Source organism: Streptomyces sp. AJS327, from assembly GCF_013450295.1.
Classification (GTDB): Bacteria; Actinomycetota; Actinomycetes; order Streptomycetales; family Streptomycetaceae; genus Streptomyces.
Map to the genome: position 1 here is coordinate 125256 of NZ_SKBR01000003.1, position 26760 is coordinate 152015.

The 26760-nt window shown below is 74.1% G+C and carries 18 protein-coding genes and 1 tRNA gene; 7 read left to right on the forward strand and 12 right to left on the reverse strand.

The window, feature by feature from the left end; translation table 11 throughout:
• Positions 1–124 precede the first annotated feature (124 nt).
• The 10 genes from E0L36_RS17990 to E0L36_RS18035 all read right to left on the reverse strand — a co-directional run bounded on the left by E0L36_RS17990 (position 125) and on the right by E0L36_RS18035 (position 14305).
• The gene (locus tag E0L36_RS17990) at positions 125–1861 is read right to left on the reverse strand and encodes an AMP-binding protein (RefSeq protein ID WP_180930162.1); all 1737 of its coding nucleotides are present in this window, start codon (positions 1859–1861) and stop codon (positions 125–127) included.
• A gap of 1054 nt (positions 1862–2915) precedes the next feature.
• Positions 2916–4028, reverse strand: coding sequence for a 4'-phosphopantetheinyl transferase superfamily protein (locus E0L36_RS17995; protein ID WP_180930163.1), 1113 nt, complete (start codon positions 4026–4028; stop codon positions 2916–2918).
• Entirely contained in the window at positions 4025–5287 is a 1263-nt protein-coding gene (locus E0L36_RS18000) for a cytochrome P450 (RefSeq protein WP_180930164.1), read from the reverse strand. The genes E0L36_RS17995 and E0L36_RS18000 overlap by 4 nt, the downstream gene beginning before the upstream one ends.
• Before the next feature lie 577 nt (positions 5288–5864).
• On the reverse strand, positions 5865–6758 hold the full coding sequence (locus E0L36_RS18005) for a hypothetical protein (RefSeq protein ID WP_180930165.1): 894 nt from the start codon (positions 6756–6758) through the stop codon (positions 5865–5867).
• Positions 6759–7232: 474 nt separating this feature from the next.
• A complete protein-coding gene (locus E0L36_RS18010) occupies positions 7233–7733 on the reverse strand; it encodes a SigE family RNA polymerase sigma factor (RefSeq protein WP_219636864.1) in 501 nt (166 codons plus the stop codon).
• Between the two features lie 360 nt (positions 7734–8093).
• Positions 8094–9200 (reverse strand): DUF1906 domain-containing protein, encoded by a 1107-nt coding sequence (locus E0L36_RS28285; protein ID WP_180930166.1) that lies wholly within the window; start codon positions 9198–9200, stop codon positions 8094–8096.
• A 1208-nt stretch (positions 9201–10408) separates the two neighbouring features.
• A complete protein-coding gene (locus tag E0L36_RS18020) occupies positions 10409–11263 on the reverse strand; it encodes a DUF3048 domain-containing protein (protein ID WP_308416821.1) in 855 nt (284 codons plus the stop codon).
• Between the two features lie 420 nt (positions 11264–11683).
• On the reverse strand, positions 11684–12469 hold the full coding sequence (locus E0L36_RS18025) for a TetR/AcrR family transcriptional regulator (RefSeq protein WP_180930168.1): 786 nt from the start codon (positions 12467–12469) through the stop codon (positions 11684–11686).
• A gap of 116 nt (positions 12470–12585) precedes the next feature.
• Positions 12586–12672: transfer RNA gene (locus E0L36_RS18030), tRNA-Ser, on the reverse strand.
• An 88-nt stretch (positions 12673–12760) separates the two neighbouring features.
• The gene (locus E0L36_RS18035; RefSeq protein ID WP_308416822.1) at positions 12761–14305 is read right to left on the reverse strand and encodes a trypsin-like peptidase domain-containing protein; all 1545 of its coding nucleotides are present in this window, start codon (positions 14303–14305) and stop codon (positions 12761–12763) included.
• Between the two features lie 417 nt (positions 14306–14722).
• Here E0L36_RS18035 and E0L36_RS18040 point away from each other — a divergent pair, with 417 nt between their 5' ends.
• From E0L36_RS18040 to E0L36_RS18050, 3 genes are all read left to right on the forward strand, one after another.
• Complete coding sequence (locus E0L36_RS18040; RefSeq protein ID WP_308416823.1) at positions 14723–15529, forward strand: glycerophosphodiester phosphodiesterase family protein; 807 nt, start codon at positions 14723–14725, stop codon at positions 15527–15529.
• A 592-nt stretch (positions 15530–16121) separates the two neighbouring features.
• Positions 16122–16748 carry an ATP-binding protein gene (locus E0L36_RS18045; RefSeq protein ID WP_180930171.1) on the forward strand — a complete coding sequence of 209 codons (627 nt, stop codon included), beginning with the start codon at positions 16122–16124 and terminating at the stop codon, positions 16746–16748.
• 389 nt (positions 16749–17137) lie between these two features.
• Positions 17138–18106, forward strand: a complete 969-nt coding sequence (locus tag E0L36_RS18050) for a DUF5926 family protein (RefSeq protein WP_180930172.1) — start codon at positions 17138–17140, stop codon at positions 18104–18106.
• Between the two features lie 419 nt (positions 18107–18525).
• Here E0L36_RS18050 and E0L36_RS18055 read toward each other — a convergent pair whose 3' ends face one another.
• A complete protein-coding gene (locus E0L36_RS18055; protein ID WP_180930173.1) occupies positions 18526–19299 on the reverse strand; it encodes a hypothetical protein in 774 nt (257 codons plus the stop codon).
• A gap of 609 nt (positions 19300–19908) precedes the next feature.
• Complete coding sequence (locus tag E0L36_RS18060) at positions 19909–20583, reverse strand: bifunctional DNA primase/polymerase (protein ID WP_180930174.1); 675 nt, start codon at positions 20581–20583, stop codon at positions 19909–19911.
• A gap of 656 nt (positions 20584–21239) precedes the next feature.
• On the opposite strand from E0L36_RS18060, the gene E0L36_RS18065 reads away from it, so the two are divergent.
• The 4 genes from E0L36_RS18065 (at position 21240) to E0L36_RS18080 (ending at position 26695) form a co-directional block, all read left to right on the forward strand.
• Positions 21240–23096 (forward strand): PP2C family protein-serine/threonine phosphatase, encoded by a 1857-nt coding sequence (locus tag E0L36_RS18065; RefSeq protein ID WP_180930175.1) that lies wholly within the window; start codon positions 21240–21242, stop codon positions 23094–23096.
• A 180-nt stretch (positions 23097–23276) separates the two neighbouring features.
• Positions 23277–24716, forward strand: a complete 1440-nt coding sequence (locus E0L36_RS18070) for an aminopeptidase P family protein (protein ID WP_180930176.1) — start codon at positions 23277–23279, stop codon at positions 24714–24716.
• A 215-nt stretch (positions 24717–24931) separates the two neighbouring features.
• Positions 24932–25993, forward strand: coding sequence for a PP2C family protein-serine/threonine phosphatase (locus E0L36_RS18075; protein ID WP_180930781.1), 1062 nt, complete (start codon positions 24932–24934; stop codon positions 25991–25993).
• 183 nt (positions 25994–26176) lie between these two features.
• Positions 26177–26695 carry a RidA family protein gene (locus E0L36_RS18080; RefSeq protein ID WP_180930177.1) on the forward strand — a complete coding sequence of 173 codons (519 nt, stop codon included), beginning with the start codon at positions 26177–26179 and terminating at the stop codon, positions 26693–26695.
• Positions 26696–26760: the final 65 nt, after the last annotated feature.

Consider the following 26760-nt stretch of genomic DNA (forward strand, 5'->3'; position numbering starts at 1 on the left):
GCGCCGTACACAGGAGCGCACGACCCCGAGGTCACGGTGTCCCGGCCCGGGCACGGGGTTCCGCGCTCCGGGCGAGCCGGGTCGGAGCGACGGGCCCACCGTCGCCCCGTACGGGGGAGGTTGGTCAGCCGCTCGCCTCCTCGACCGCCTTCCGGGCCGCCAGCCGCTGGAACTTGCCGCTGGTGGTCCGGGGCAGGGTGCGCGGCGGTACGACGCGGACCAGCACGGCGTCCAACCCCAGCCCGCTGGAGACGTGTTCGCGCATCTCCTTCTCCAGCGCGGCACGGGCGGCCTCGTCGCGCGCCTCCCGGCTCTCGGCGGCGAGGACGATCCGCTCGGATCCGTCCGGCGCCGTGTCGGCGTAGGCCACACAGCGCTCCTTGTAGACGCCGGGGTGGGCACGGCCCAACTCCTCGACGTCCTGCGGGTAGTAGTTGTCCCCCCGGACGACGATCATCTCCTTGAGGCGCCCGGTGACGTACAGTTCGCCGTCGCGCGTGTACCCCACGTCCCCGGTGTGCAGCCAGCCCGCGGTGAACGAGCCGCGCGGGTCGGCCTCCGCCGTCAGGTAGCCGCGGGTCACCGAGGCGCCCCGGATGAGCACCTCGCCGACTCGTCCGTCCGGCAGCGCGGGCGGCCCGGCCTCCGCCGCCACACCGTCCAACGCCGGTGCCCCGCCGGTCTGTTCAGCGGCTCGGGTCTCCCGTAGGTCCGTCGCGCAAACCCGCACCTCCATGCCGCGGACCGGCGGGCCGACGGACGCCACCGCGCGCGCCGTGGGGTCGTCCTCCTCCACCGGTACCGCGACGCCCTCCAGGGAGAGCCGGTCGCGGTCGACCACGTCCCACACCGGTTCGCGGCCCAGCGGGGGGAAGTTGACGGCGAGGGTCGCCTCGGCCATCCCGTACACCGTCATCAGCGCGCCGGGACGGAACCCGGCGGGCGCGAAACGCTCCAGGAACGCGTCGACGCTGTCCCGCCGAATCGTCTCGGCACCGTTGAAGGCGATCCGCCAGCGTGAGAGGTCCAGTGCGGCGGCCTCCTCGGGCGTGACCGCGTCCGTCAGGTAGCCGTACCCGAAGTCCGGGCTGGTGGAGATGGTGGCGCCGCTCGCGGCGAACTCGCGGAGCCAGCCGCCGGGTCGCTTCACGAAGGAGAGCGGCGACCAGACGGTCGCGGGGATACCGGCGAACAGCGCGCTGAGCGTGGCGAAGAGACCCATGTCGTGGAAGAGCGGCAGCCACATGCCGAGGCTGTCCTCGTCCCCCAGCTCGATGCCGACGGAGATGGCCTCCAGGCACGCCAGGATGTTCGCGTGGCTGAGCTCCACCCCCTTCGGGTCGGCGGTGCTGCCCGAGGTGAACTGCACGATCGCGGTGGACTCCGCCTCCACCGTGGGTGGTTGGAACGCGGCGACGGCGCTCGTCTCTGCGGTGGCGGCCAGGTCGCTGGAGAGGACGGCGACGCCGGGCAGCGCGCCGGTGAGGAACTCCCCGAACGAGGCGAAGCTCGCCGAGAGCACCAGGTGCCGCATCCCGGCGACCTGGGACACCCGGCCGAGACGCCCGAGATAGGCGTCCACGTCCTTGGGCCCGGTCGGTATCGGCAACGGGCAGGCGGCGCAGCCGAGTCGCGCGGCGGCGAACAGCGCGACGAGGAAGTCCGGTTCGTTCTGGCAGAGGACGCCCAGCCGGTCACCGGGCTCGACCCCGGCACCGGTGAGCGCCCGCGCCATACGGCGCGAGTCCTCGGCCAACTCCCCCAGGGTGGTGGAGCGTTTCTCGGACGGGAAGTCGACGGGCACCGTCGGACGGCGCTCCGCCACGGAGTCCAGGGTCTCGTGCAGGGTCTTGGCAAACATGAGTCTCCCAACTGGCCATCGGGTGGGGTGATGTGAGGTCCTCGCGCCGGTCAACCGGTGTGCGGCACCGGGGCCCCGCGCGGGGAACGGCAGGCCGCGCGCCGGGGGCGGCGCCGGGACCACACGCCTGGTGGCACGAAGCTCCCCGGACCGCCCCCTCACTGACGTACTGACGCTGCTGGCGTACCGCGGCTGGCGCGCTGGACCGTTTGACCGCGGCGTCGCGGTGCGTTGCCGCGTACGCGCCCGGTGGTGACGGTCCCGTGATGCCGCGCCACCTCGGCGCTGCCGTGGTCACCTCGCGGGCCGCTCCGGACGGTCACGTCCGCGGCGCGTCCCGGCTCCGTGGCCGGACACGGTCCGCGGACCCGGCGGCGGAACGGTTCCCCGGTGTCGGCGGCGGTGACCGGTGTGTTCCCGAACAGCGGGACGGGGGCGGCGCGTTGGGGCGGACGGCGATTCCGGCGGCGCCCCGGAGGTGGCCACGGCCACCGGCCAGGACGTTGGCCGACCGGCCATCCACCCGCGTTCCGCCCGCCGTTCGCGGCCCACGCCCGGAGGGCGCCGCCGGGAACGCGCGGAGACCACTCGCCGCCGGGGCGTGCCACGCCCCGTCGCCGGTCGTCCCGTACCGGACACGTTCGTCACCCAACCGTCCCTCCCGCACCTGTCGTTGCCCTCGGCTCCGGGCCCCCACACGAGGCGAAGCCCCGAGCCAACCCGAGCCTGGGTACCGACACCAGATCCGGAACCCCGGTTCTGACCCCGGGGCCACGCTCGACCCGATCCCGTCCCGTCCGGGCACGTACCGTCCGGACCACCCCGGACGGGCCGGAACGCCGTGCTCCCCGGCGGCGTTCCGCTCCGTGCCGTTCCGGCCGCCCAGCCGGTCCGGACCAGAAGCGGAATCCCAGGACGAGCCCCGCTGCCCGTACCGGACCACCCTTCCCGTCCGCGCCCGCGTCTCACCCACCTCCGTGGGTCGCGCCAACCGGAGTGCGGTCACGTGGAGTTCGCGTCCCAGGCCGGGGGGCACCGGACGCGGTCGCGCGCATCACGGACCACCACGGCGCGCGACACCACGACGGGCGTGCTCGTCTCCGGACCCGAGCGGGAGCGTGCGCCCCCGCCCCGGACGGCCACCGGCCGGGGAGGCGGGCAGCACCGGGGCGCGGGTACGGGCCGCAGGACGCGACGACCGCCCCGCCGACCGCGCCCCGGGCCCGCCACCCTCCCCCGCCATGCCCGCCGGGTCCGCCATGACCGCCACGACGGCCGGGTCCGCCGTGGCTCCGGCGCGGGTCACCGTCCAGCGGGTCCAGCGCACGGCCGGGGGGCTGGCGGCGCGCACCGCGAGGGACAGCGCCCGGCCGGGCACCACGTGGGTCCGCACCAGGTGGCCGGTGGGGCCGCCACGCCAGTGGGCGACCGCCCACCCGGCTCCGCCCGGGAGCGGCTCGGTCGTCACGGTGCGGAGCCCCGCGCGAAGGCCCTGGCCGAGCGCCTTCGCCACGCTCTCCTTCGCGGTCCAGCGGGCGCGCGCCTCCACGCCCGGCCCCGCGTCCGGGCCGTCCCGCCGGTCACCGGGTGTGACGTGCCGGACGTCGCCGGGCACCGCCCAGCCGGGGCCGCCGAGTTCGCCGGGCGCGCAGAAGCGCGGGGCCACGTCCACGAAGTCCGTCACCGGCCCGTCCTCCACGTCGACGCCGCAGTCGTCCGGCGTGTCCTCCCGTCCCGCGCGGAACGCCACCGCGAGACCCACCCCGTCGTGGCTGACGCCGAACGCGGGCGGCGGGCCGCCCCGGGGACAGCGCGCGGCGGCGTACCGGGTGCGTCCGTCCGCTCCCCGGACGAGCGGTACCGCGCCGGGCTGTACGTCCAGAGCGCGGGCGAGTACCGCGCGGAGCACCGTCCGGGCGAGCGCCGCCTGTAGCTGACGGCGCGCGCCCGAGTACGCGGTGGCGTGCGCGAGGTCGTCCGCCGGGAGCCCGGGGACCTCGGCCACCGAACTCCAGGGCACGTCGGCCCAGTCGAGCAGGTGCACCTCGACCGCCCCGGCCTCCTCCTCCCGGTCTGCCCGGGCCACGGGCCCCGCCGCCTCCGCGACGGTGGGCTCCGTGGCTTCCCCGGCGGTGGCCTCCGCCGCCCGGCCCCCGCGCGTGGTCACCGCCCGGTACGCACGGGCAGTGAGCGCAGCCCACGGAACTGGAGGCTGTCCGCCCGCCATTCGTGCGGGCGCTCCTCGTCCAGCCGCATCCCGGGGAAGTACCGGAGCAGCGCGCCGATCAGCAGCCGCCCCTCCAGCCGCGCGAGCGCCGCGCCCAGGCAGTAGTGGATGCCCGCGCCGAAGGCCACGTGCTCGACGCCCTCGCGGCCCACGTCCAGCCGGTCCGGGTCCGGGAACTGGTCCGGATCGCGGTTGGCGGCGCCCCGGATGAGGTAGACGATGTCCCCCTCGGATATCCGGGTGCCGTGCAGCTCGATGTCCTCGGTGACCCGCCGGTGGGTGAGCTGCACCGGCCCGTCGTAGCGCAGGAGTTCGTCGATCGCGGTGTCGAGCAGGGCGGGGTCGGCGGCCAGCCGCTCCCACTGGTCGCGGTTGCTGAGCAGCGCCAGCGTCCCGTTGCCGATCATGTCCATCGTCGTGACGAAGGCGGCGGCCAGCACCAGCACCACCTGCGCGACGACCTCGTCCTGGCTCAGCAGGTCCCCACGGTCCTCGGCGTGCACCAGCCGGGAGATCAGGTCGTCCCGGGGCTCCTTACGCCGCTCGTTCACCGCCTCGGTGAAGTACCGCATCATCTCGTCGATCGCGGCGGCGGCGGGAGCGGCGGTCGCGCCCAGGTCGGGGCTGCCGCCGACGAACACCTTCATCGCGTCGGACCAGCCCTTGAGCCGGTCGGCGTCGGCACGCGGGATGCCGTAGTAGTCGGCCAGCACGTAGGCGGGCAGCGGGTAGCCGAGCGTCGGGACGAGGTCGAGCCGGTCGCTCTCCAGGTGCGGGGCGAGCAACGTCTCCACGGTCTCCGCGATGTGCTCCTCCATACCGCTCACCGAACGCGGGGTGAACGCGCGGTTCATCAACCGGCGGAGCTTGGTGTGGTGGGGCGGGTCGTTCATCCAACTCCACTGGGAGGCCACGGTGATGAACGGTTCCGCGATCGGCTTCGCCTCCTCGGGGACCCGGCCGTCGATCATCTGCGCCAGCCGTACGGAGGAGAAGCGCCCCGGGTCCCGCAACGCCCCGTAGACGTCCTCGTAACGCGAGATGATCCACCCGTTGAGTTTCGTGTCCCAGTGCACCGGATCGTGGTCTCGCAACCGGCGGTAGGTCGGGTACGGGTCCCGCAGGACATGGTGGGACAGGAGGTCGATCTCAGCGGCGGATTCGTCGTGTGTCCGATGTGAAGTGCTCTGACCAGGCATGCGCGAACCTTTACTCAGCCTCCTGGGAGGCGGTGGACCGATACGGAAAACCAGGGGGGTTGACCGGGGGAGGCGCACTTGCTCAGGAGATACGGGACGAAACGTGCGCGGAGCACGTGTACGTGACGGCACCGTGGGGGCGGACGGTCAGCGGAACGATAGGCGAACGGTCAGACAGCGACGGTGAGTTGATGAGCGTGCCGAGAAGTACGAGAGGGCCGGGAGGAGGGGGAACGGAGACGGGTGGGAGGGGTGAGGGAACGTACCGGGCGAGGAGGGCGGGTTCACGATCGGCGACGGATGGCGAGAAGACACCGCCCGGCGAACCGGACCGCGGACCCCCGCTGTTCGGCCTCGGGCAACCACCGGGCCGGGCGAATCCGGGGCACGGCCCGGTCGACCGTGTGACGCGGAACGGTGAGTGATGTGACGCGCGGAGACCGTTCCCGACCAGCGATCAGCCGAACCGGGAACGAACCGTCCGGCGCATGGACCACACCACCAACCGCCCTACGAGAGCAGGACCTTGGGACACCCGCCCCCGCTCACCCCGCTCGGGGGCTGCGCTCTGCCCGGCTCACCCCGCGGCGTCCGCGAACGCGCCGGTGCACTGGCTCACGAGGACCTCCGTACCGTTCTGGTTGCGCACCGTGGTGGACAACGTCAGGACCGGCTCGGGGGAGTTCGCCCCCTCGCCAGCCGTCTCGGCGCCCTCGCCCGCCGGGGCGGCGACCTCCTCGACGAGCACCTCGGAGTCGACGGTGTCGCCCACGTGCACCGGCTGGAGGAAGACCATCGACACCGTGTGGTGCCGAAAGCCCCGGTCACCCCGGATGAGGGGCACGGAGGTGGAGGTCAGCAGGCCCTGGGCCATCTGCCGCTCACCGGAGTGCCCGAGGTGGTGGGCCCCGTAGTCACCGGTGATCTCCGCGCAGAGCGCGATGTCCTCAGCGGTGACGGTGGCGCTGCCGCGCAGCACGGCCCGCGGCGCGATGCCGTCCAGCAGCGCGGCGTCCGCCTCGGGTCGGCCGGGGTGCGGCGCGGCGTCACCACCCTGCTCTCCAGGGCTCGTTGGGGCGTCCGCGACGTGCAGCACCAGCCCCTTGCTGTGGCCGTCGAGCACCACCTCGCCGTCGCCCGCCCGGACCCGGGCGTCGAAGGCGATGCGGTGGAAGCCGGCGTCCTCCTCCAGCTTGAGGACCTCCAGCTCGGCCGTCAGCTCCTCGTCGGCCAGGACCGGGCGCGTACGCCGCCATGTCATCTTGCGCGCGAGGTAGTTGAGGTCCCCGCCGAGCTTGGTGAGTGGCGCGACGACGAGCAGGTCCGGGAGTTCGCCCGCGCTCCCCCGTGGTGCGCGTACCCGCCCCGACAGGGAGTCGTAGGAAGCGATCTCCGCCGGGCTGTACCGACGCGTATAGGTCAGCAGCCGACCCACCTGGAGCTCGCCGTGCGGCGTCGGTGGAAGGGACATGATCGACACCAATCCTCAAGGCCCGAGGGGAAACTGGGCAGGTACCGGACGGTACGGTAGCCCACGGACAGCCTCGGCGACAGACGTTCCGGCGAACCTGACGGCCGGGCCGCGCCCGCTTCGCCCGGCCTCCGGGAGCCACCTCTCCGCCCCTCTCCCCGGTCCCCGCGCACCCGCCCAATGACCGTGACAACGCCCGCAGTTCGGCAGCACCGGCGGTACATCCACCCCGGACGCACCCCGCCACCCCGTCCAGCGGCACCTCCGGGGGCGCACACCGAACAGCCCACCATCCGGCGGGCGTTCGGTCCCCCACCCCAACCGGCCCGCAGCGGGCGCCCACAGTCCGCCCACCACCCCGAACCGGCCCACCACGGGCGCGTGTTGGAAGACGGAAGCCGGAGGACCGCGGACGAGAACCCGGGCGGGAGGTGCGCGACGAGGAACGGAGGGCGCGGGCGACCAGGCGGCCGGTCAGCCCACGGGCTGGGCCTCCTGGTGCAGCTGCGGATCGTCCCGCAGCTTCGCGAGCGCCCGGGACACCGCGCTCTTCACCGTGCCGACCGAGACCCCGAGTACCTCCGCGGTCTGCACCTCGCTCAGGTCCTCGTAGTACCGCAGGACGACCATCGCCCGCTGCCGCGCCGGGAGTTTGAGCACCGCGCGCCACATGGCGTCCCGCACCGCCTGCTGCTCAGCGGGGTCCGCCGCCGTCACCGGCCCGGGCTCCGGCAGCTCCTCGCAGACGTACTCGTCGACCTTGCGCTTCCGCCACTGCGAGGTCCGGGTGTTCACCAGCGCGCGGCGGACGTAGCCGTCCAGCGCCCGGTGGTCCTCTATCCGCTCCCACGCCAGGTAGGTCTTGGTCAACGCCGTCTGGAGCAGGTCCTCGGCGTCGGACGGGTTGGCCGTCAGCGAGCGGGCGGTGCGCAGCAGCACCGGACCCCGGGCCCGCACGTACGCGGTGAAGGTCATGCCCCCGGCGGTGGCCGTCGGCACTCCCGCCGCCCGGGACGACGCCCCGGCGCACTGCGGTTCGAGCGGGGCGTGGCCCCCCACCTCCTGCGGCACGGTGGCCGACACGACGGCCTTGGCGTACGTCCGTGGGGCCGTCGGCCCGGGGCGTACCCCCGGGGTCGCGAAGGCGGCAGCGGCGGTCCGGTTCTCCCGGAGAGTCCCAGGCGTGGTCATGGCTCAACGCTAGGAGAGGAGGCCGGGTGAGCGGATCGATCGGAGGTCCCGATGGACTGTCCGCCTCAGGGTGTAGGGGTGGTGCTGCCTACACCTCCTGAGGGTGGAGACCGTACGGCGCCGGGATCAGGGTGGCTCAGGGACTCACCTGATGATCGCGACCGGAGCGTCCACCTCGTTGCGGTCGATATGGAGCGTCCTGCCACCGTATGTACGCTTCACGTTCCCCTGGAACTGGTGAGCGCGGCGGTGCGGCCACCAGTGGGTACGACGCAGCGCGGGCGCCGCTTCCACCGAGGGGCGCACTCCCCAGCGCGCGAACCAGAGCGCCATCGGCAGATCCCGGCTCCCCTCCCGGCGGACCCGCTCCATGTGCGCGATACCGGACTCCGAACTGCTGTAGAAACCCGGCAGGTACCCCGCCCGCCGCACCGCGGCCGACCAGCCCCGGACGAAGCGGAGCGTGGTCTTCGCGCAGCGCGTCCTCCTACTGTCGTACGCCTCCATGTCCAGGTAGATCGCGCTGCGCGGCGCCATACCCAGCGCCTTCACCCGCCGCACCGCGTCCCGCCCCTCCCGCACCCCCCGGGTGCGGGGCGCCCGGCGGCCGATCGCCACGCGCCGCTTCGACTGCTCGGTGACGCAGGGCGCCTGCGATCCGACGTACAGCGGCAGCAGGCGCCAGCCCATCCGGTCCACCCCGCGCACCCAGTCCGGCGTCAGGTTCGGCTGCCGGGGACAGGCCCGCCCCCGGCCACCGATGTAGACGCCCACCGCGCGGAACGGGGACGCCCGCCGCCAGGCGCGCATCGTGTCGTACGGCGGGGTGTGGCAGGTGTCGAAGGCGGCGCCCCGGAACACCCGCGCCCCCAGCGCGCGCGGATCGCCGGTCAGCGAGTACGGCAGCGCACGCGGGGCCCCGGCCCGTCCCGCCCCGCCGTCGGACCGCCCGGCCACCGAGGCGGCGGAGGACGCCGAGACGGCGGGGGTCACGGCGGGACCGGCGGCATGGCCCGCCGAAGACCGGGCAGCGGCCGGACGGGCGGGATCCGCCAGGCTGACGGGGGCCGCCGGGTCCACCGGACGCTCCCGGGGAGCGCCCGCCGTGCTCAGGGGCGCCTCCCCGGAGCGGTGCTCCGGCGACGCGGAGCCGTCTCCACCCGGGATCGTGGTGGCGCCGGACGGGTCCATCGGGAGGAGCACGGTGACCGTCGCCAGAACACATCCGATAATCCGCCTTTTTTGGTGCATGGGGCGAGTGAAGCCGCGGACCCTGACTCCCACCGTCCACCACGCCGCACCGACCCGAGGAATCAGCCATCCGCCCCAGCCCCGCCACCCAGCTCCCGCCAGCCGGAGCCCGGTCCACCGCTCCCACCCCGAGCGAGCTGCCTCCGGTGCACCCCCGATTGGGCCGACTCCGGCCGACCCGGCCCCACCGGATCGGCCCCGCCGCCGTACGGGCGCGCCGCCGGGTGTGGCGGCCCAGCCCCGGAACCGTGGCCACGAACCAGGGCCACGAACCAGGGCCACCGGTGGGAGCGTCAGCCCGTGAGCCGTCCGCGACCGGCCGTGGGTGGTGGCCGTGAGCACGGGGCCGTGAGCACGGGGCCCTGGACCGGCAGCACACAAGACCGTGTGCCCGAACCGCCCTGGCGGTACGAGCACACGGCCCTAACCCATCCCCATGAGCACCCTGCTCCACTGAGTTACCCCAGACACACCACTCCCTCTGCGAACCAGACTTCCTCGCGCGAGCGCGAGACTCGGAGGCCACCTCCGGTGCGGGTGCGCAACTCCTCGGATACGCGGCCTGAGTTCCCCCCGGTGTTGTCGACAGGCACCGCGTGTGTTCCACCATCGCCCGTGACCGAACGGCCAGTTCGGCGCTGCCCCACCCCGGGTGCCCGTGTTCACGGCCGGAGCGGCCGCGAACACCCGCCCCTCATCACGGAGATCGCCCGCGACAACATCCGCGGCGACTCACCCGGTCATTCCGATGACGTACCGTCATACGTTCCTCCGTGACGCTCGACTCAGCGTTCCCAACGGACAGTTGACGATCCGTGACCACTTTCGCGGCTCCGTCTCGCGAATCCAGAATTGCCCATGAGCCGGCGGTCGAACCACCCCTTCTGTCCTGGTTCGCTCGCACGAAGGATGGCGCGGGAATAAACCTTGGGGACTCCGGAGATTCCCGCCTCGGGCGGACGAGGCACCCCTGGACGCCCCGCTCTCCGCCCACACGCGTGGAGCGCCGTCCCGTAGGGAACGGCGCTCCACTTCCACTCCACGCCGGGGCGCGGACCCCGGCTCCACGCCCCGGACCACCCCGGGAAGGACCCGGTCCCGTGCCCGTCCCGGGGCCCAACACCCGCTGACGTTTACCTACTTGGAGGCCGTCCGGGGGCCGCGTACGGGGCCGGGGCCACGGGCCGGGCCGGGGCCATCCGGCTGGCTCAGCGCTCCTCGTACACCACCCAGACCTGGCCCGGGTCGAACGGCATCCGCGTGCCGTCCGGGCGCGTGAAGGTGGTGTCCGCCGTCTCGTCGGTGCGCTCCCAGGTCGTCTCGAACGCCTCGCCGTCCCGCAGCACCGTCGCCTCGCCCTTGCCGACCGTCTCGATGTAGGGCGTGGTGTTGGTCGGGTCCTGGAAGTCCGAGGGCGGCATGTCCACCTTCTGGATCACGACGGTCTTTCCGCCCAGCCGCTCACCGTCGGTGCTCGTGGCGGGCTTTCCGTCAAAGGAGGCGAGCCAGCGCTTCTCCTTTTCCGACCAGCTGAATCCGGTCTCCGCCGACGGGTATTTCACACTCCGTTCCTTCGTTGGTTCTCCGCCGCCCGGCTTGTCACCGAAACGGAATCCGATATCGGAGCTGAGACTCGCGTCGGGGGCGGCGTCGAGCACCTTGTCGGGATTCAGGAAGAGATTGTGCGGCGGCTCCCGTCCCTCATCCCGGTAATAGCCGCTGGGAAAGGTGTCGTTGGACAGGGCGTACAGCGGCGACTTCTGGATGAGGTCCTCGACTCCGGCCTGCGCTCCGGAGTACGCCAGCGCCGGACGGTCGAAGGTGCGCAGCTGCTCGACGTTGTACTCCCGGGCGCTGCGGACCGGCCCGACCGTCTCGGGCACCTGCGAGGAGTACACGCCGATCAGGCGGCTCATCCCGCCCTCGACCTTCTCCACGAACACGATGTCCGCGTCCTCGACGGCCGTGTGCGGCCGCGCCTTGGACGCGTTGTCGATCTTCACCGCCAGCACCGGCGCGGGGTCGGCGGGGAGGCCGGTGAAGGGCGAGGTCGACTCCTTCACACGGGAGTCCTCGGAGGCGTGGGACTGCGCCGCCGTTCCCGCCACCAGCACCCCGATGACGGAGAACGCCGCGAGAAGACGCCTGGTTCGCCGGGTATTCCGGGATACGGCCCCTTTGGTACCGGAGGATGGTGGAGCGGTTCTGCTTCGCATAACGCTGCCTTTCGCCGTGGGGGGTCAGCTGCGGAGCAAGCTCATCCCCACCTTGGCCGCCCGTCAATCCCGCGTGCGCGTCCGCTCTCGCGTCACACGGAACGCCTGCCGCGTCCTTCGCGAAGCATCCCGGAAAACGGCACAGGATCCCCACGCACCCCCTACCCCATACCGCGCCACACCCCCGGACGGCGACACCGCCCGCGTCCCCGCACAACGCGGAGCTCCGGCCGCGCCGGAACCCACGCGCCTGGCCCCTCCCCGGAGTTACTCCCCGGAAGACCGGGCGTCGCGGTCGTCACCGAGGCGGGCGATGCCGTCGAGGATCCGCTCCAGCCCGAAGTCGAAGGCGTGGTCCGGGTCGTACATCCCCTGATGGCGCTCTCCCGCCGCGCTTCCGATCCGTGCGGCGAGGGGGAACCGGGCGGGATCGAAGACCTTCGCCAGGAGGGGTTCGTTGGCGGCCCACCACTGCTGGTCGGACATCACGCTGTCGCGGGCGGCGGCCTTGGCGTCGAGGGCCGCGCGGGCGGTGGAGTGCACGAAGCCGAGGAGAAGGGTGAGGGCCTCGTCCGTCTCCACGTCACCGAGGCCCGAGCCCTCGAACGCGGCCAGCTCGTGCTCGTACTTGGCCATGAGACCGGGACCCAGCGGTGGGCGCGCCGTGGACATCGTCACCACCCAGGGGTGGCTGCGGTAGAGGTCGCGGTTCTCCCGCGCGACGGCCTCCACCGCGCCGCGCCACGAGGCGGCCGGCCGGTCACCGCGCGGCATCCGCAGGTACACGGCGTCCAGCATGAGGTCGAGCAGTTCCACCTTGCCCGGGACGTAGGTGTAGAGGGTCATCGGCGTGACCCCCAGCTGACGGGCGATGCCGCGCATGGTCAGCGCTTCCAGGCCGTCGGAGTCGGCGAGTTCGACGGCGACCTGGACGACGGCGTCGACCGACAGCCCCTGCCGGGGCCCGCGGCGAGGCTGCCCGGCCCCGGGCTCCCGCCACAGCAGTTCCAGGATGCGCGCCGGGTCGCTCGTGCCTCCGTGTTCCTTACCCATCGCGCCATTCTCCCCGCCGGGGCCCGCACCCGGGCGGGTCGGCCTGAGACACCCCGACACACGGAAAGCCGCCCCTCGTTGAGGGGCGGCCTCTCATCGCGTGTTCGCTACCGCTGCGGAGGCGGTGGGATTTGAACCCACGGTGACATCGCTGCCACGACGGTTTTCAAGACCGTTCCCTTCGGCCGCTCGGGCACGCCTCCCCGCGTCGCCACCAGCGGCGACGCGGGGACAGCCTAGCGCGTGCGGAGGGGGTGGCCGCACGCCGTATCCGGTGGCCGGACGGTGCGGTCAGCGGTCGCCGCGCTGGGCGCCGAGGGTGACCTCGGTGGTGGCCTCCTTGCCGTCCCGCTTGTAGGTGATGGTCACCTTCTCCTTGGGCTGATGCGTCCAGATGGTGCCGATAAGGGTGGGTCCGCTGTCGATCACCGTGTCGTCGAGCTTGGTGATCACGTCGCCGGAGCGGAGACCGCCGCGGTCGGCGGGGCTGCCCTTCGGGATCGCCGGGCCGCCGTCCTGGCCGCCCTCCGCGATGGTGGCGCCGCCACCGGTCTCGCCCATGTCGACGGTGGCGCCGATGACCGCGTAGACCGGGACACCGTCCTTGATCAGCTGGGCCGCGACCCGCTGAGCCTGGTTGACGGGGATGGCGAAGCCGAGGCCGACGCTGCCCGCCCGCGACTGGCCGCCGCCACCGCCGGACTCGATGGCCGAGTTGACGCCGATCACCGCGCCCTGCGCGTTCAGCAGGGGGCCGCCGGAGTTGCCGGGGTTGATGGAGGCGTCCGTCTGGAGCGCGCTCATGTACGAGGCCTTGCTGCCCGCGCCGTCGCTGGAGGCGACGGGCCGGTTCTTGGCGCTGACGATGCCGGTGGTGACGGTGCCGGAGAGGCCGAAGGGCGCGCCGATGGCGATGGTGGCGTCACCGACCTGCACGTCCCCCGACTTGCCGAGCGGCAGCGGGGTGAGCTTCCGGTCGTCCGCGTTCCGGAGCTTGATGACGGCGATGTCATAGCCCTGGGCCTTGCCGACCACCTCGGCCCGGTACTTCTTGCCGTCCGAGAAGGTGGCGGTCAGCTCGCCGCCGTCCGCCGCGTTGGCCACCACGTGGTTGTTGGTGACGATGTGGCCCTCCTTGTCGTAGACCCAGCCGGTGCCCTGCCCCTCCTCGCCGCCGCCCGCCGACTGGAGGGTGACCACGCTCGGCAGTGCCTTGGCCGCTATTCCGGCGACGGAGTTCGGCGAGCGGTTCAGGATCTCCGGGTCTCCGTCGGCCGAGATGGTGGTGCTGTTGCCGTCGCTCCCGCTGTCGGCAGCCCAGAAGCCGACGCCGCCGCCGACCAGTCCGGCGAAGAGCGCACCGGCCACGATGGCGGCGGTGAGCCCGGAACGGCGCCGTCCACCGGGGGGCGGGGCGGGCGGCGCGCCCCAGGGGTACTGCGGTCCTCCGGCACCGCCGCCAGGGGCACCGGGGGCGCCCGTCCCGCCGTCCGCGCCGAAGTACTGGCCGCCCGCGCCCGCCGCCGGACCGCCCGCGCCCGCCGCCGGGCCACCGGGGGGCGCGTGGTGGTCGGCCGCGACCGGTTCGCGGCGGGTGGGCGCCTCGCCCGCGCTCGCCGCCGGGGTGGTGTCGGTGGGCGCGGGGCCGCCGGGGGCGGCCTCCGGTGCGGGGTCGGGGGTGTCTGGCCGTGGCCGGGTGTCCCCGGCGTCGGCGCCCTCCGGCGCGCGCAGCGGAAAGTCCCCCTCGCCGGCCGGACGGGAGCTTTCCGGCTCCGGTGACGTGGGGGTCGGCCGCGCCGCAGGCGTGCCGGCGGCGCCCTCGTTCTCGGTGCTCACGCTCTCTCCTCCGCTACAGGACGTCCCACGGACGGCTTCGGTGCCCGGCTCTCCGTACGGACCGGACCTCGGTTCGGCTCCTGCTCGTTCGCTCTCCCACCGGCCGGTCCTGGCGCCCCGTCCCGACTGGGTCCGTTCGGGTCCGCTCAGGTCTGCCCGGTGCCGCCCAGGTTGCCGACGGCTCATCGACTTCCGTGGACCACTTCGTCCATGAGCATTGCTCATGAGGCGTCAGACGGACGTAAGGCGGCATACCGTCCCGGGCGGCCGGACCTTATCCCCGGCCGACGCCACGGGGGCGGATACCGCGGCGGGGCCGGTCTCCCCGCCGAGTCAAGCCTGCCGTCAGTTCTCCCGGGCACGCACCCGGGACACCCGCCACCGCGTCCATCCGGACCTCGGTGGCACGATAACCCGGTGAGCTTCCCGATCAGCCCGGGGCCGGGAGCCGCCGGGGCCCGGCCCATCACCGTCATCGCACACCGCGGCGCCTCGGAGGACGTCCCCGAGCACACCCTCGCCGCCTACCGCAGAGCGATCGAGGACGGGGCGGACGGCCTGGAGTGCGACGTACGCCTGACCTCGGACGGGCACCTGGTCTGCGTGCACGACCGCCGGATCAACCGGACGTCCAACGGGCGTGGCGCGGTCTCCGCGCTGGAGCTGGCCGACCTCGCGGCCCTGGACTTCGGCTCCTGGAAGGAGTACCCGGACCCGTACGAGTCGCCGGAGCACGAGGAGCGGGAGCGGACCTCGGTCCTCACTCTGGACCGGTTGCTCCGACTGGTGGCGGACGCGCCCCGTCCGGTCGAGCTGGCGATCGAGACGAAGCACCCGACCCGCTGGGCGGGACAGGTGGAGGCCCGGCTGCTGGAGCTGCTGGACCGCTACCGGCTGACCACCCCGGTCCGCGTCATGAGCTTCTCCGCGCGCTCGCTCCACCGGGTGCGGGCCGGCGCCCCGGACCTGCCGACGGTGCTGCTGACGCACTGGCTGCTGCCCCGCCACCGGGAGGGCCGACTGCCACCCGGCGTGCGGATCGCCGGACCCAGCATCCGCGCCCTGCGCGCCCATCCGGAGTACGTGGCGAGAGCCCACGAGGCCGGGTACGCGGTGCACGTCTGGACCGTGAACGAACCGGAGGACGTGCGGTTCTGCGCGGAGTTGGGCGTGGACGCGGTGATCACCAACCGGCCCCGGCAGGTGCTCGCGCAGCTCCGCTGACCCCGCCCGCCGCGCGCCCCGCCGTGGCCGCCAGCCCGCACGGCCGCCGAACCGCCGAACCGCCGACGGCACCGCGGGCACGAGCCGGACGAGCGGCACGCGGGGTACGCGGGACACGCGCGGCACGCGGGACACGACGAGCGGCAGCGGGGCAAGGAGCGCGAGCGGCTCGGGCCGGGCGCGGAGGGGCGGGCTGGCGCGCGGCGGGAGGCGGAGCTCCGGTGCGAGGACGCCGGGGAGGGGCGCGGCGAGCGCACGGCCCGGGGCGGTGGGGCGCGGCCCCGGGGAAGGGGGCGCGTGCGGGGGGCGCCACCCCGGTGCCGTATCCGCGCCGCTCTCGTCCAACCCCTCCGGACCTGCGTCTCTTTGGGCCGACCCGCACCGTTGTGCCCCTCCGTGTCCCCGGGTTCGGGCCGTCCTGTCACCGCCGAGGGGAACGGCCGCGCCGGTGGGGGCACTTACCCGGAGTGCGATCTCCCACCCGGTCTGTAATGGATCACTACTCACGCGTCAAGAGACCGCGCATGGCCGGTTTCCGATCCACCGCACCTGGGCATTCATCTTCTGGCGTGGGGCAAAGGAGGTCTCGGGGGTGGCGTTGGTCGTGGCACAGGAAGTGCCTACTTCGTCGACCATGGCCGTGCCTCACAGCCCAGCGGGCGTGGGGACGGCACGGCGGACGGTGCGTGAGGACCTCCTCGCGCACGGAACGCCCGATTCGGTCGTCGACGATGCGATTCTGATCCTTTCCGAACTACTCAGCAATTCGTGCCGACATGCGCGCCCACTGGACGCGCGGGAATCGGTACACGTGGCCTGGAGTCAGGACACACGGGGCGATATCACCATCTCGGTCACGGACGGTGGTGGGCCCACCCGCCCACTTCCAGCCACTCCATCGGTTAGCGCCCGAGGAGGCCGCGGACTGGCTATCATCACGGCGCTCGCGCGGGACTGGGGCGTCACCGAGGAGGCGCGCGGGCGGCACCGGGGCGACCCCGGCGGCCGCGGCCCGCGCGCGAACCACGGCGACGAACAGAGCCCCGCGTACGGGCGGTTGGGGGGCGAACCGGACCCGGGCAGGGCGGTCACCGTCTGGGCGGTCCTGACGACGGACGACGCCTTCGGAGACGGACTGCCGGGGCGGGGGCTGACGGACCGCGTCGGCGTCGAACTCGCCACGCTCGACGGGCTACCGGAGGGCCTCCCGGGCACCTGACCAGCGGCTGACCGCCCACCACCGGCGTCCGCTCCGCCATGACGGCGGGCGCCGGGGCACACCCTCCGGGGTCGCGCCCACGGCACGGCGGGCCCCGGGGGCGGCGCGGCACGACAACCGCCGCACGACGCTACGGCGCGACGATGCGGAACGGCGGCCGGGCGCACTCCCGCCTCCGGCGCATAACCCACCACCGAGGCCCGTTCAGCACGTTCACCCCGCTCGGCCCGCTCGCGGCAGCGGCAGCGGCAGCCGTACACGGCGACGCGGAACCGCGGGCGGGGGGACGGCGTACCACGGGCGCGGGCGCTAGGCTCACAGCGTGCCTCCCGCGCTCCGTGGCCGGGAGGCACCGTCAACCGATGCCGCACCGTGGAGAGCCTTCCGTCATGGCCAAGAAGCGCCGTCCCCAGACCAAGGCAACCAAGCCGCAGCTCGCCGACGGAGAGGTGCCCGTCGTCGGCGCGCGGGAGCCCTGCCCGTGCGGTTCGGGGCGCCGCTACAAGGCGTGCCACGGACGGGCCGCCGCGCAGGCCGTCACCGAGCTGGTGCGCCGCCCCTTCGAGGGGCTGCCCGGCGAGGCGGACTGGGTCGCGCTGCGCGAACTCGTCCCCGCCGGGACGGTGTCGCTGACCCTGAAGGACGGGCTACCCGAGGACGTACCCGCGGTCACCCTGGCCACGGTGCTGCCCATGGCCTGGCCCGCGCTGCGCCGGGACAACGGCGAGGTGCTGCTCGGCCTCCAGAACGACACCGCCTCCGGCGACCTGAGCCGCGACCTCGCGGACACCCTCCAGCGCGCGCTGACCACCGAGCCCGGCTCCCCCGTGGACGCGGGACGGCCGGACCCGGAGGGGCCGCGCCTCCAGGACCTGCTGGACCCGGACGCCGCGTTCACGCCGGTGGTACACGAGGGCTTCGACTTCTGGGTGGACGACGCGGAGAAGGCCACCGGCGAGGTCGCCGCCTCACTGGAACGAGCCAATTCAGCCGCGATCCCGACCGCCCGGCTGAACGGGACAGAGGGTGCCTACTGGTGCGAAACCCCAGAAAAGAACCACTTGCGCTGGGTGATGACGCACCCCGAGGAGCAACTGCTCGACGCCCTCGCCCGGCTGCACGCCGCGGGTCGCTCCACGCTGGGTGAGGACACCAGGCTCGTCGGCTCGTTCCGGGCGCACGGGCTGACGGTTCCGGTGTGGGATCTGCCGCGTGGCATGTCAGCCGGGGACTGTGAGAAGCCCGCCGCCGAGTTCGCGGAGCGGCTGGCGGAGGCCCTCGCCTCGGCGGCGCCACTCTCGGCGGAGGAGCGGAAGGCCCGCAGCGGCCTCACCAACCGCCAGGTGACGCTCAGCTGAAACGGTGACGGGTGGGACCACCGGGGCCTGAGTGAACTGACGGTAACCGGGAGTCCCGCCACGCTCCGTCGTACGGGGCTTAAAACCGGAGGTAATTCGGCGTCTGGATCTGGGCGATCGAATTTGCGAACAGCCGATCTCTTGTTACCTTCTTAGGAGCCCGGTCGCTGGTGCATCCCCCGTCGCCAGCGGCCGGGTTTTTCCTTGCCCGGATTCGGCCGCCCGGATTCCTCCGCCCGAACCCGCCCGGTCCCGTGGATCGGCCCCCACCGGACTCGCCGCACCGCGCCCCCACCCCACCCCGCGGGCTCAACAGCCAGCGGATTCCGGACCGTTGATCGTCGTCCGTACCGGCTGCCCGTGGCGCGGCCGATGCCCCGGTCCACGCGCCACTCGCCCCCGCTCGCGCCGGGTGGGGTTCAGCGCCCCCGGCGTCCGCCGGGCGACTCGCTGCCCGCCCGCAGCAGCAGCCGCTCGCCGTCGGCGGTGGCGACCTCGACGACGGCCGTGCGGCCGCGCCCCGCCATCCCCCCGCCCTCCCGGCTGGGCTCACCGTCCACGGCGGCGCGGGGACGGCCGGGGGTCTCGCAGGTCTGGAGGCCGCCGGAGGCCGGGAGCGCGCAGCGCACCCGGAGCGAGCGCCCGTCCGGCCCGAGCAGCGTCAGTACCGCGCGCAGCCGGGAGTTGGTGGCGTTCCGGACGTAGGCGCGGGCCCGCGCGGCGCGTCCTTCGGTCAGCACGCAGGTCTGCGCCTCCACCCCCACGGGGGCGGCGACCTCGGGGCCGCAGGACGCCGGGGACCCGACGGAGGAGGGGCGCGGCGCGCGGCGCCCCGTGGGCTCCGGCGGGCTCTGCTGCCGTGCCCCGGAAGCGTCCCCGCCGCGCTCCGCCGGGGGGTGGCCGGGCTCGCGGGGGGACCCGGTGTCCTGGGAGGTCTCCGGGCCCACCTCCCGGGTCAGCCGGGACAGTCCGAGCGGCGGGTGGTCCCCGGTCGCCTCCGACGGTCCGTGCCGGCCGGCGCCCGCGCTCTCGTCGGCCGAGGGGGAGTGGGAGTGGCTGGTCCGCCGCTCGGGCGCGGGCCGGTCGGTCCCGGCGGTCGCCGCGGCGAAGGGCAGGATGACGGCGAGCGCGACGCCACTGGCGAGCGCGGTGAGACGGAGCCGGGAAGCGCCCTGGGGCTGCGACAGTTGCATGAGGACCCACCTGCAACTCACTGGTACACGGGGGACGGACACCGGACCCGTGGATACGGCGTCCGGGAGGCGCGGAAGACCGCCGGGCTGAAGACCGGCGGGGCGAACATACCGAGAGAGCGGGGCCTCGTCCGGGGAGCTGTCCGTGTCCGCCGCGCGTCACGGACTCCCGGTTACCCGTACGGGTGAGAGTCCGTCGTCCGGCTCCCGCTGGCCCTCCGCCCGCCCCCGCCAGCGGCCACCGTCCCGTCGGCCCCTGTCCGGAGGCCGCACGCCGCTTCCCGCCCAGGTGTGCCCGGCGGGCGCGCGTGGGTACGGTCCGCGCCGCCGGGGTCCTCCGCGCGGCGCCACGGTCGCGGCTCGCCCCCGCTCGTCCAGCACCCGGCCTCGTCCGCCACCTCCGCTCGGACGGACGGGCGGGCGGACCGGTGGACGAGCGGGCGGTGCCGAACGCCCTCCGGCGCGGGCGCGGTTGAGGACCGGCGGAGGCTCGGCGCTGGGGCGGGACGCTCGGCGCTGGGGGCGGCGGCGTACCACGGACGGGCGCTGGGGGCGGGGAGCTGGGGCTGGCGGCGCGGCGACCCCGGCACCGCGCGCCGCCGTCCGGGGTCAGTACCGGAGGGTGCTGCCGGTGTCGGGCACGCTGCCGCTCTCCTCCACCAGCACGTCCAGCACGTCCACGACCCGGGGCAGCCAGGGCGTCTCGCCCGGCCCCTCCGCGACGGGACGCCGATCCCACCGCACCATTCCGCCGCCGGTCCGCGAGGGGGGCAGCGCGACGTATCCGCCCGCGCTGTGGAAGCGCAGCGAACTCGGCACCCGGTCGTAGGAGTACAGCAGTTCGCCGAGTTCCTCCAGGAGGTACGGGGCGACGAGGACGGAGTAGCGCGTCGGGGTGGCGAGGACCGGCCCGAGGCGGACCCCCGCGCCGTCGAGGGCGGCGAGCGCCCGTTCGCCCGCGATGGCGGGCAGGCTCAGGGCGCAGGGCGCGTCACCGCCGGTCGCGAGGATCAGCGAGGCGCCGGGGCGCTCCGTCCACCACCAGCTGACCATCCGCGGGTCGGTCGTGGCGGCGAGCAGTACCGGGTCGAGGGGGTGCGCGCCGGGGACCGCGCAGTCGGCGTCCGGGCACTGACAGGCTTCCGACCGGCCCGGGGCCCGCGAGGAGGACGACGCGGTGCCGACGCCGGGAACGACGGGCCAGCGCCACCGGGTGGCACAGTCGAGCGCCGCGTTCCGCAGCGAGGACCGGGGCATGCGTCGCCTTCCGAGGATCTCACGCATAAGCACTCGTTCCTTTCCGTGCCGAAGGGTCGACGTCGCCGCGAGCATCGAGCGGTCGCCCGATGGGTGGCCAGGCCCCATGGCGGCAGCCGCAGATCGATGACCGCGTAACGCCGGAACAACTGATGGCTCATCATGCCGCGCCACACCGCGTGGCGCTCGCCGGGACGATGCCGGTGGAACGGCACACCATGCCAGGTGGTGGAACGTGGAACGACGTGGCGGGTGGCGCGCCCCTGGGCGCCCGGGTGCTGCTTGGTGCTGCGCTGTGCTAGCTGGTGCAGTCCCGCCAGTACGGGAGGGTCACGGACGCCGATCCACTCGGCGCTCCGCGCTGAAAGACGGACGTTCTGCTGTTGAGACGCTGTGTCTTCCCTTGTGGGTTCCGTACCCGCGGCAGCCGGGCCAACGCCCGGCCGACTGGCCTCAGTCGACAGTATTCCATGCCTCCTCGGCACCATTTCACGCCAGTCCCCCTTCTCGCGCCACCCCCGGTGACCCACCGGTTCATAGCGGGACACCTCACACCCCACCAGGGCAATGCTGGACATCCCATCATCCGCCCGTGTACATCTGGGAGGAGTGCAGGCGGCCAGCGTGACTTGGGGGTTTGTGATGCGGTTGCGAAGCGTCCGGCACAGCGGAAGCCGGTGGCCATGACCTCACCCCACATGCCGAAAGTGGCCGGATTCGAACCTTCGCCCGCCTCATCGAGCGAGGCGGCCACACCTGTCCCGTCCTCATCTGACGCCTCGCCAGGCACCGTCACGGCGGAGCGTGACGAACTCCACCACCGCCTCGCCGATCTGCGGCTGCTCCACGAGCGGACGGAACGCCTGGCGCGCACCACCACGCTGGACGGCGCCCTGCGCGAACTGCTGCACGGGGGAGCCGCCCTGCTCGGTGCCCGGCGCGGGCTGCTCACCCTGGTCCCCGGTCTGCACGGCGCGTCCGGCGCGGCCCCGGCCCACCATCCGGCCGACCCCGTCACGTCCGGGGCGGGCGCCGCCCCGCTCGCCGGGCACCCGGCGGACGGCGCCTGGCCCGCGTTTCCCGGACTGCGCCCCGGGCGCACCGTCGGGCTGGGCCTGGGCCCCGCCGACCTCGGCGAACTGGAGACCGTGCCGCACCACTCCGGCTGGCCCGCGTCCCAGGCGGCGTCCCCCGCGCCCGGAGCGCCGCCCGCCGAACCCTCCGAACCGCCTGGGTCCGCCGCCCCCCTGGCGCACCCGGCGCCCGACGGCGAACCCCCCGACCCGACGCCCACCGCCGGTCACCCCGCCCCCGACACCCCAGCGCCCTCCGGCGCTCCCGGCGTCCCCTCCGGTACTCCGGGCGTCCCTCCCGGGGCGGGGCGCCCCGAACACAGCCGTGCGGAGGGGGAGTTCGACGCCGTCCCGCATCCGCTGGCCGGGATCGCGCATCCCGACATCGCCGCCGACCACACCCTCGACCCCCTGCACCGGGCCGTCGCCGCCCGCCTCGGCTACGCCGCCAGCTACGCCGCCCCGCTCGCCACGTCCGAGGAGGCGGACGGCACCCCGAGCACGCTGCTGGGAACCGCCGTCTGGCTGTACGACCAGCCCGCCGAGCCCTCCCCCGGCCAGCGCCTGCTGCTCGACCAGTACCTGCGGTTCGCCGCCGCGCACACCGCGCGCGAGCTGGCCCGCAGCGGCGCCGAGCGCGCCCGGCGCGAACTCCACGCCGAGCTGCTGCCGGGCGGGCTGCCACGCCTGCCGGACGTCACGCTGGCCGCCCGGCGGCGCCCGGGGCCGGACGGCGGCGCCTGGTACGACGCGCTGCCGCTGCCCGACGGGGCGCTGGGCCTCGCCGTGGGCGGGGTCACCGGGGACGGCGCCGCCACCACCGCCACGCTGAGCCGGCTGCGCTCCGCGCTCCGCGCGTACGCGGTGCTGGAGGGCGAGGATCCGGTAGCCGTCCTCTCGGATCTGGAGGTGCTGCTGCGGCTCACCGAACCCGGACGCACCGCGACCGCGCTGTTCGCCTTCGCCGAGCCCGCGGCCCGGCGGGTGCGGCTGGCCGGGGCCGGGCACTGCCCGCCGCTGGTGACCGGCGAGCGGCGCACGGAGTACGTGGAGACCACCGTCTCGGCGCCGCTGAACATGCTGGCCTGCTGGGAGGCGCCGAGCGCCCAGCTGACCCTGAGGGAGGGGGAAACGTTGCTGCTGTACAGCGACGGGCTGCTGCGGCGTACCGGTGACCCCGTCGACCTGGCCTTCGCCAGGCTGCGGTCGACGGTCGCCGCGGCGCCGGACGAGGTACGGGCGGACCCGGAGGCCCTGGTCGACCACGTACTGCGCGAGCTGCTGCCGGAGGCGCCCGTCGAGCGGGCCACCGGGAACACCGGGACCTCCGAGGACACCGGCGCGGCGGGGGAGTCCGCGGACCGTGCGGAGCATCACGTTCCGGGGAGTGTTCCCGGCGCGGCCGGGCGGGCCCGCCCGGCGAACGCCGAGGTCGCGGACGCGGTGCTGCTCGCCGTCCGCTTCTGACTCCCTCTGCCGTTGTCTGCTGTTCTCCACTGATATCTGCCGTTTGTCCGCCGCCGCCGGTCCGCCCGGCGGCGGCCACCACGGGGCGACCGGGGCACTTCCGCGGGACGGCTCCGGGGGTGCGACGCGGCCTCACCCATACGATGGAAGGCGGACGTCACCGTCAAAGAGGAGGCAGGCGTGGCAGACGCGACCGGGAAGCAGCCGATCAAACCGCGGAAGAACGGCCTGTACTCGGGCGTCTCCGACGAGCTGGCCGAGAGCATGAGGACCGGCTGGGCCGACACCGAGCTACCGGACCTGGAGCCGATCGAGCAGGCCGAGCACACCGCCCGGCGGCGCGACCAGCTCTCCGCCCGCTTCCCCGGCGAGCGGCTGGTCATCCCCGCCGGCAACCTCAAGACCAGGTCGAACGACACCGAGTACCCCTTCCGGGCCTCCGTCGAGTACGCCTACCTGACCGGCGACCAGACCGAGGACGGTGTCCTGGTGCTGGAGCCGACCGGCGAGAGCGGCCACGCCGCCACCCTGTTCCTGCTGCCCCGGTCCGACCGGGAGAACGGCGAGTTCTGGCTCAGCGGACAGGGCGAACTCTGGGTCGGCCGCCGGCACAGCCTCGCGGAGAGCGAGAAGCTGTACGGGATGCCCTGCGCCGACGTGCGGACGGTCGCGGACGAGCTGCGCGAGGCCGTCGGCCCGGCCCGGGTGGTGCGCGGGTACGACGCGGGCATCGAGCGGGCGCTGACGGACAAGGTCACCCAGGAGCGCGACACCGAACTCCAGACGTTCCTGTCGGAGATGCGGCTCGTCAAGGACGACTTCGAGATCGCCCAGCTCCAGCACGCCTGTGACGCGACCGCCCGCGGCTTCGAGGACGTCGTGCGGGTGCTCGACCGGGCGGAGGCCACCTCGGAGCGGTACATCGAGGGCACCTTCTTCCTCCGCGCGCGGGTGGAGGGCAACGACGTCGGCTACGGCTCCATCTGCGCCGCCGGGCCGCACGCCACCACGCTGCACTGGACGCGCAACGACGGCGCGGTGCGCTCCGGCGAACTCGTCCTGATGGACATGGGCGTGGAGACCACCACCCTCTACACCGCCGACGTCACCCGTACCGTCCCGGTCAACGGCCGGTACGGCGACCTCCAGCGCCGGGTGTACGACGCCGTGTACGAGGCGCAGGAGGCCGGGATCGCGGCGGTGCGGCCCGGCGCGAAGTACCTGGACTTCCACCACGCCGCACAGCGGGTCCTGGCGACCCGGCTGGTGGAGTGGGGGCTGCTGGAGGGCCCCGTCGAGCGGGTCCTGGAGCTGGGGCTCCAGCGCCGCTGGACGCTGCACGGGACCGGCCACATGCTCGGCATGGACGTGCACGACTGCGCCACCGCGCGCCGCGAGACCTACGCGGACGGCACGCTGGAGCCCGGCATGTGCCTGACCGTCGAGCCCGGCCTGTACTTCCAGGCGGACGACCTGACGGTTCCGGAGGAGTACCGGGGCATCGGGGTCCGGATCGAGGACGACATCCTCGTCACGGAGGACGGGAACCGCAATCTGTCCGCCGCCCTCCCCCGTACCAGCACGGACGTCGAGGCGTGGATGGCGCGGCTGACCGGCTGAGCCGGCGGCCCGTCGGGGACCGGCGCGGCCCGGGACAGGCGGCCGCCCGGGCCGCGCCGGACGACGGGGCCGCCGGTCACTGCGATTCGGTAAACACGCGGCCAGGAACGATCGGGGTGCGTACGCTGCGAGCCCCCGGTCCCGGACAAGGAGAAGAGCACACTGTGGGCTCCCGGCTGAGGTTCGGACTGCTGTCCGCGTTCCCCTTCCTCGCCATGGGCGTCGTGGTGCTCGTCGACCTCGCGGTCGGCCCCGGGTTCGGCTTCCTCCCGATGATGGCGCTCGGCCCGGCCTTCGCCGGGCTGGTCGGGAACATGCGGCGCAGCGCCCTGATCGGGGGGCTGGCGCTGGTGCTGTCCCTGCTGCTGATCGTCTACGACGGGCAGCTCGGGGAGCGCCGGGGCTACACCACGCTGATCTCGGTGGGCGGCGTCGCCCTCGCGGGGGTGGTGGCCACCGCGATGCGGGAGCGGCGCGAGGCCGAACTGGCCAGCGTCCGCTCCATCGCGGAGGTCGCCCAGCGGGTCCTGCTGCGGCCCGTGCCGCGCGGCGCCGGGCCGCTGCGGGTCGGTGTCTCGTACACCTCGGCGCTCGCCGAGGCCCGGATCGGGGGCGATCTGTACGAGGTGGTCACCGGCCCGAGCGGGGTGCGGGTGCTCGTGGGGGACGTGCAGGGCAAGGGGCTGGAGGCGGTGGAGACGGCCGCCGTCGTCCTCGGCGCCTTCCGGGAGGCGGCGTACGACGAGCCCGATCTCACCGCCGTCGGCGAGAAGCTGGAACGCGCGCTGGAACGGCACCTGCCGACGGAGAAGTTCGTCACTGCGGTCCTCGCGGAGGTTCCGCTGTTGTCCGAGGACCGGGCGCAGGCGTATGCGACCCTGCTCAACTTCGGTCATCCGGCGCCACTGCTGATCAGCGCGGACGAGTCGGTGCGCTACGCCGAACCCCCCGCCCGCGCCCTGCCACTCGGCCTCACCCTGCACGGGGGCGATCCGCCCCGGCCCCACCGGGTGCCCTTCGCCCCCGGCGACCAGCTGCTCTTCTACACCGACGGGGTCACCGAGGCCCGCGACCACGAGGACCGCTTCTACCCGCTCGACGAGCGCGCCCACCTGCTGAAGGAACCCGATCCGGACCGGGCGCTGGACGCCATCCGGCAGGACGTCAGCGAACACGTCCGCTCGCCGCTGCACGACGACGCGGCGATGCTGCTGCTCCGCTACCGCGAGCCGACACCCCCGCGCCCCACCCCGCCCGAGGACACCCCGCCCGGCTGACAACCGCCGTCCGAGGCGGGGAGGCGCGCGCGGCGCGGGCGAGCAGGGGTCCGGCGGCACCCCGCTGAGGTGCGGGTTCGCGGAAAAACCGCACGCCACGGGTGGTCTCCCCGGGTTAGCCTCGGGCCCGTCCGCCGCCCGCCTCGGCGGCGTCCCCGGCCAGTGAAGGTGAGGACCGTCACCGTGAGTTCGCACATCGCCCGCTTCAACCCCGAGGGGCTGCACGAGACCCCGGGCTATCACCACATCACCGTCGTCGAGGCGGGCCGCACCGCGCACCTGTCCGGGCAGTGCCCGCTGGACCTCGCGGGCGAGGTCGTCGGCGGGGCGGACGTCGTCGCCCAGACGGACCAGGTGGTGGCGAACTGCCGGACGGCGCTCGCCGCCGTGGGCGCGGCCCCGGAGCACGTGGTCCGCTCCGTCATCTACGTACGGGAGGACGCACGGGGCAACGGAGCCGCGGGGGACGGTGCGGACGCGGGTGGATCTCCCCGGCTCGACGCCGTCTGGGAGCGGCTGACCAGTTCGCCGCTGGGCCCGGCCTTCAGCACCGCCAGCACCATCCTCGGCGTGAGCAGCCTGGGGTATCCGGGACAGCTCGTCGAGATCGACCTCACCGTCGCGCTGCCGCCGCGCCCCCAGGACCAGCCGCTCACCGACCAGCCGTCGAGCGCCCCGGCACCGAGGTCCGGAAGTTCGTGAACCGGAGTTCGTGAACGGGTCGCCCACGTACGGGAGTTCGCGAACCCGGCGCGGAGCCGCGCCGG

Excerpts from the sequence above, each read along its gene's own strand:
- E0L36_RS17990 (WP_180930162.1), bottom strand. The coding sequence starts at position 1,861 with ATGTTTGCCAAGACCCTGCACGAGACCCTGGACTCCGTGGCGGAGCGC.
- E0L36_RS18000 (WP_180930164.1), bottom strand. The coding sequence starts at position 5,287 with ATGCCTGGTCAGAGCACTTCACATCGGACACACGACGAATCCGCCGCT.
- E0L36_RS18005 (WP_180930165.1), bottom strand. The coding sequence starts at position 6,758 with ATGTCCCTTCCACCGACGCCGCACGGCGAGCTCCAGGTGGGTCGGCTG.
- E0L36_RS18010 (WP_219636864.1), bottom strand. The coding sequence starts at position 7,733 with ATGACCTTCACCGCGTACGTGCGGGCCCGGGGTCCGGTGCTGCTGCGC.
- E0L36_RS28285 (WP_180930166.1), bottom strand. The coding sequence starts at position 9,200 with ATGCACCAAAAAAGGCGGATTATCGGATGTGTTCTGGCGACGGTCACC.
- E0L36_RS18025 (WP_180930168.1), bottom strand. The coding sequence starts at position 12,469 with ATGGGTAAGGAACACGGAGGCACGAGCGACCCGGCGCGCATCCTGGAA.
- E0L36_RS18050 (WP_180930172.1), top strand. The coding sequence starts at position 17,138 with ATGGCCAAGAAGCGCCGTCCCCAGACCAAGGCAACCAAGCCGCAGCTC.
- E0L36_RS18055 (WP_180930173.1), bottom strand. The coding sequence starts at position 19,299 with ATGCAACTGTCGCAGCCCCAGGGCGCTTCCCGGCTCCGTCTCACCGCG.
- E0L36_RS18060 (WP_180930174.1), bottom strand. The coding sequence starts at position 20,583 with ATGCGTGAGATCCTCGGAAGGCGACGCATGCCCCGGTCCTCGCTGCGG.
- E0L36_RS18065 (WP_180930175.1), top strand. The coding sequence starts at position 21,240 with ATGACCTCACCCCACATGCCGAAAGTGGCCGGATTCGAACCTTCGCCC.
- E0L36_RS18075 (WP_180930781.1), top strand. The coding sequence starts at position 24,932 with ATGGGCGTCGTGGTGCTCGTCGACCTCGCGGTCGGCCCCGGGTTCGGC.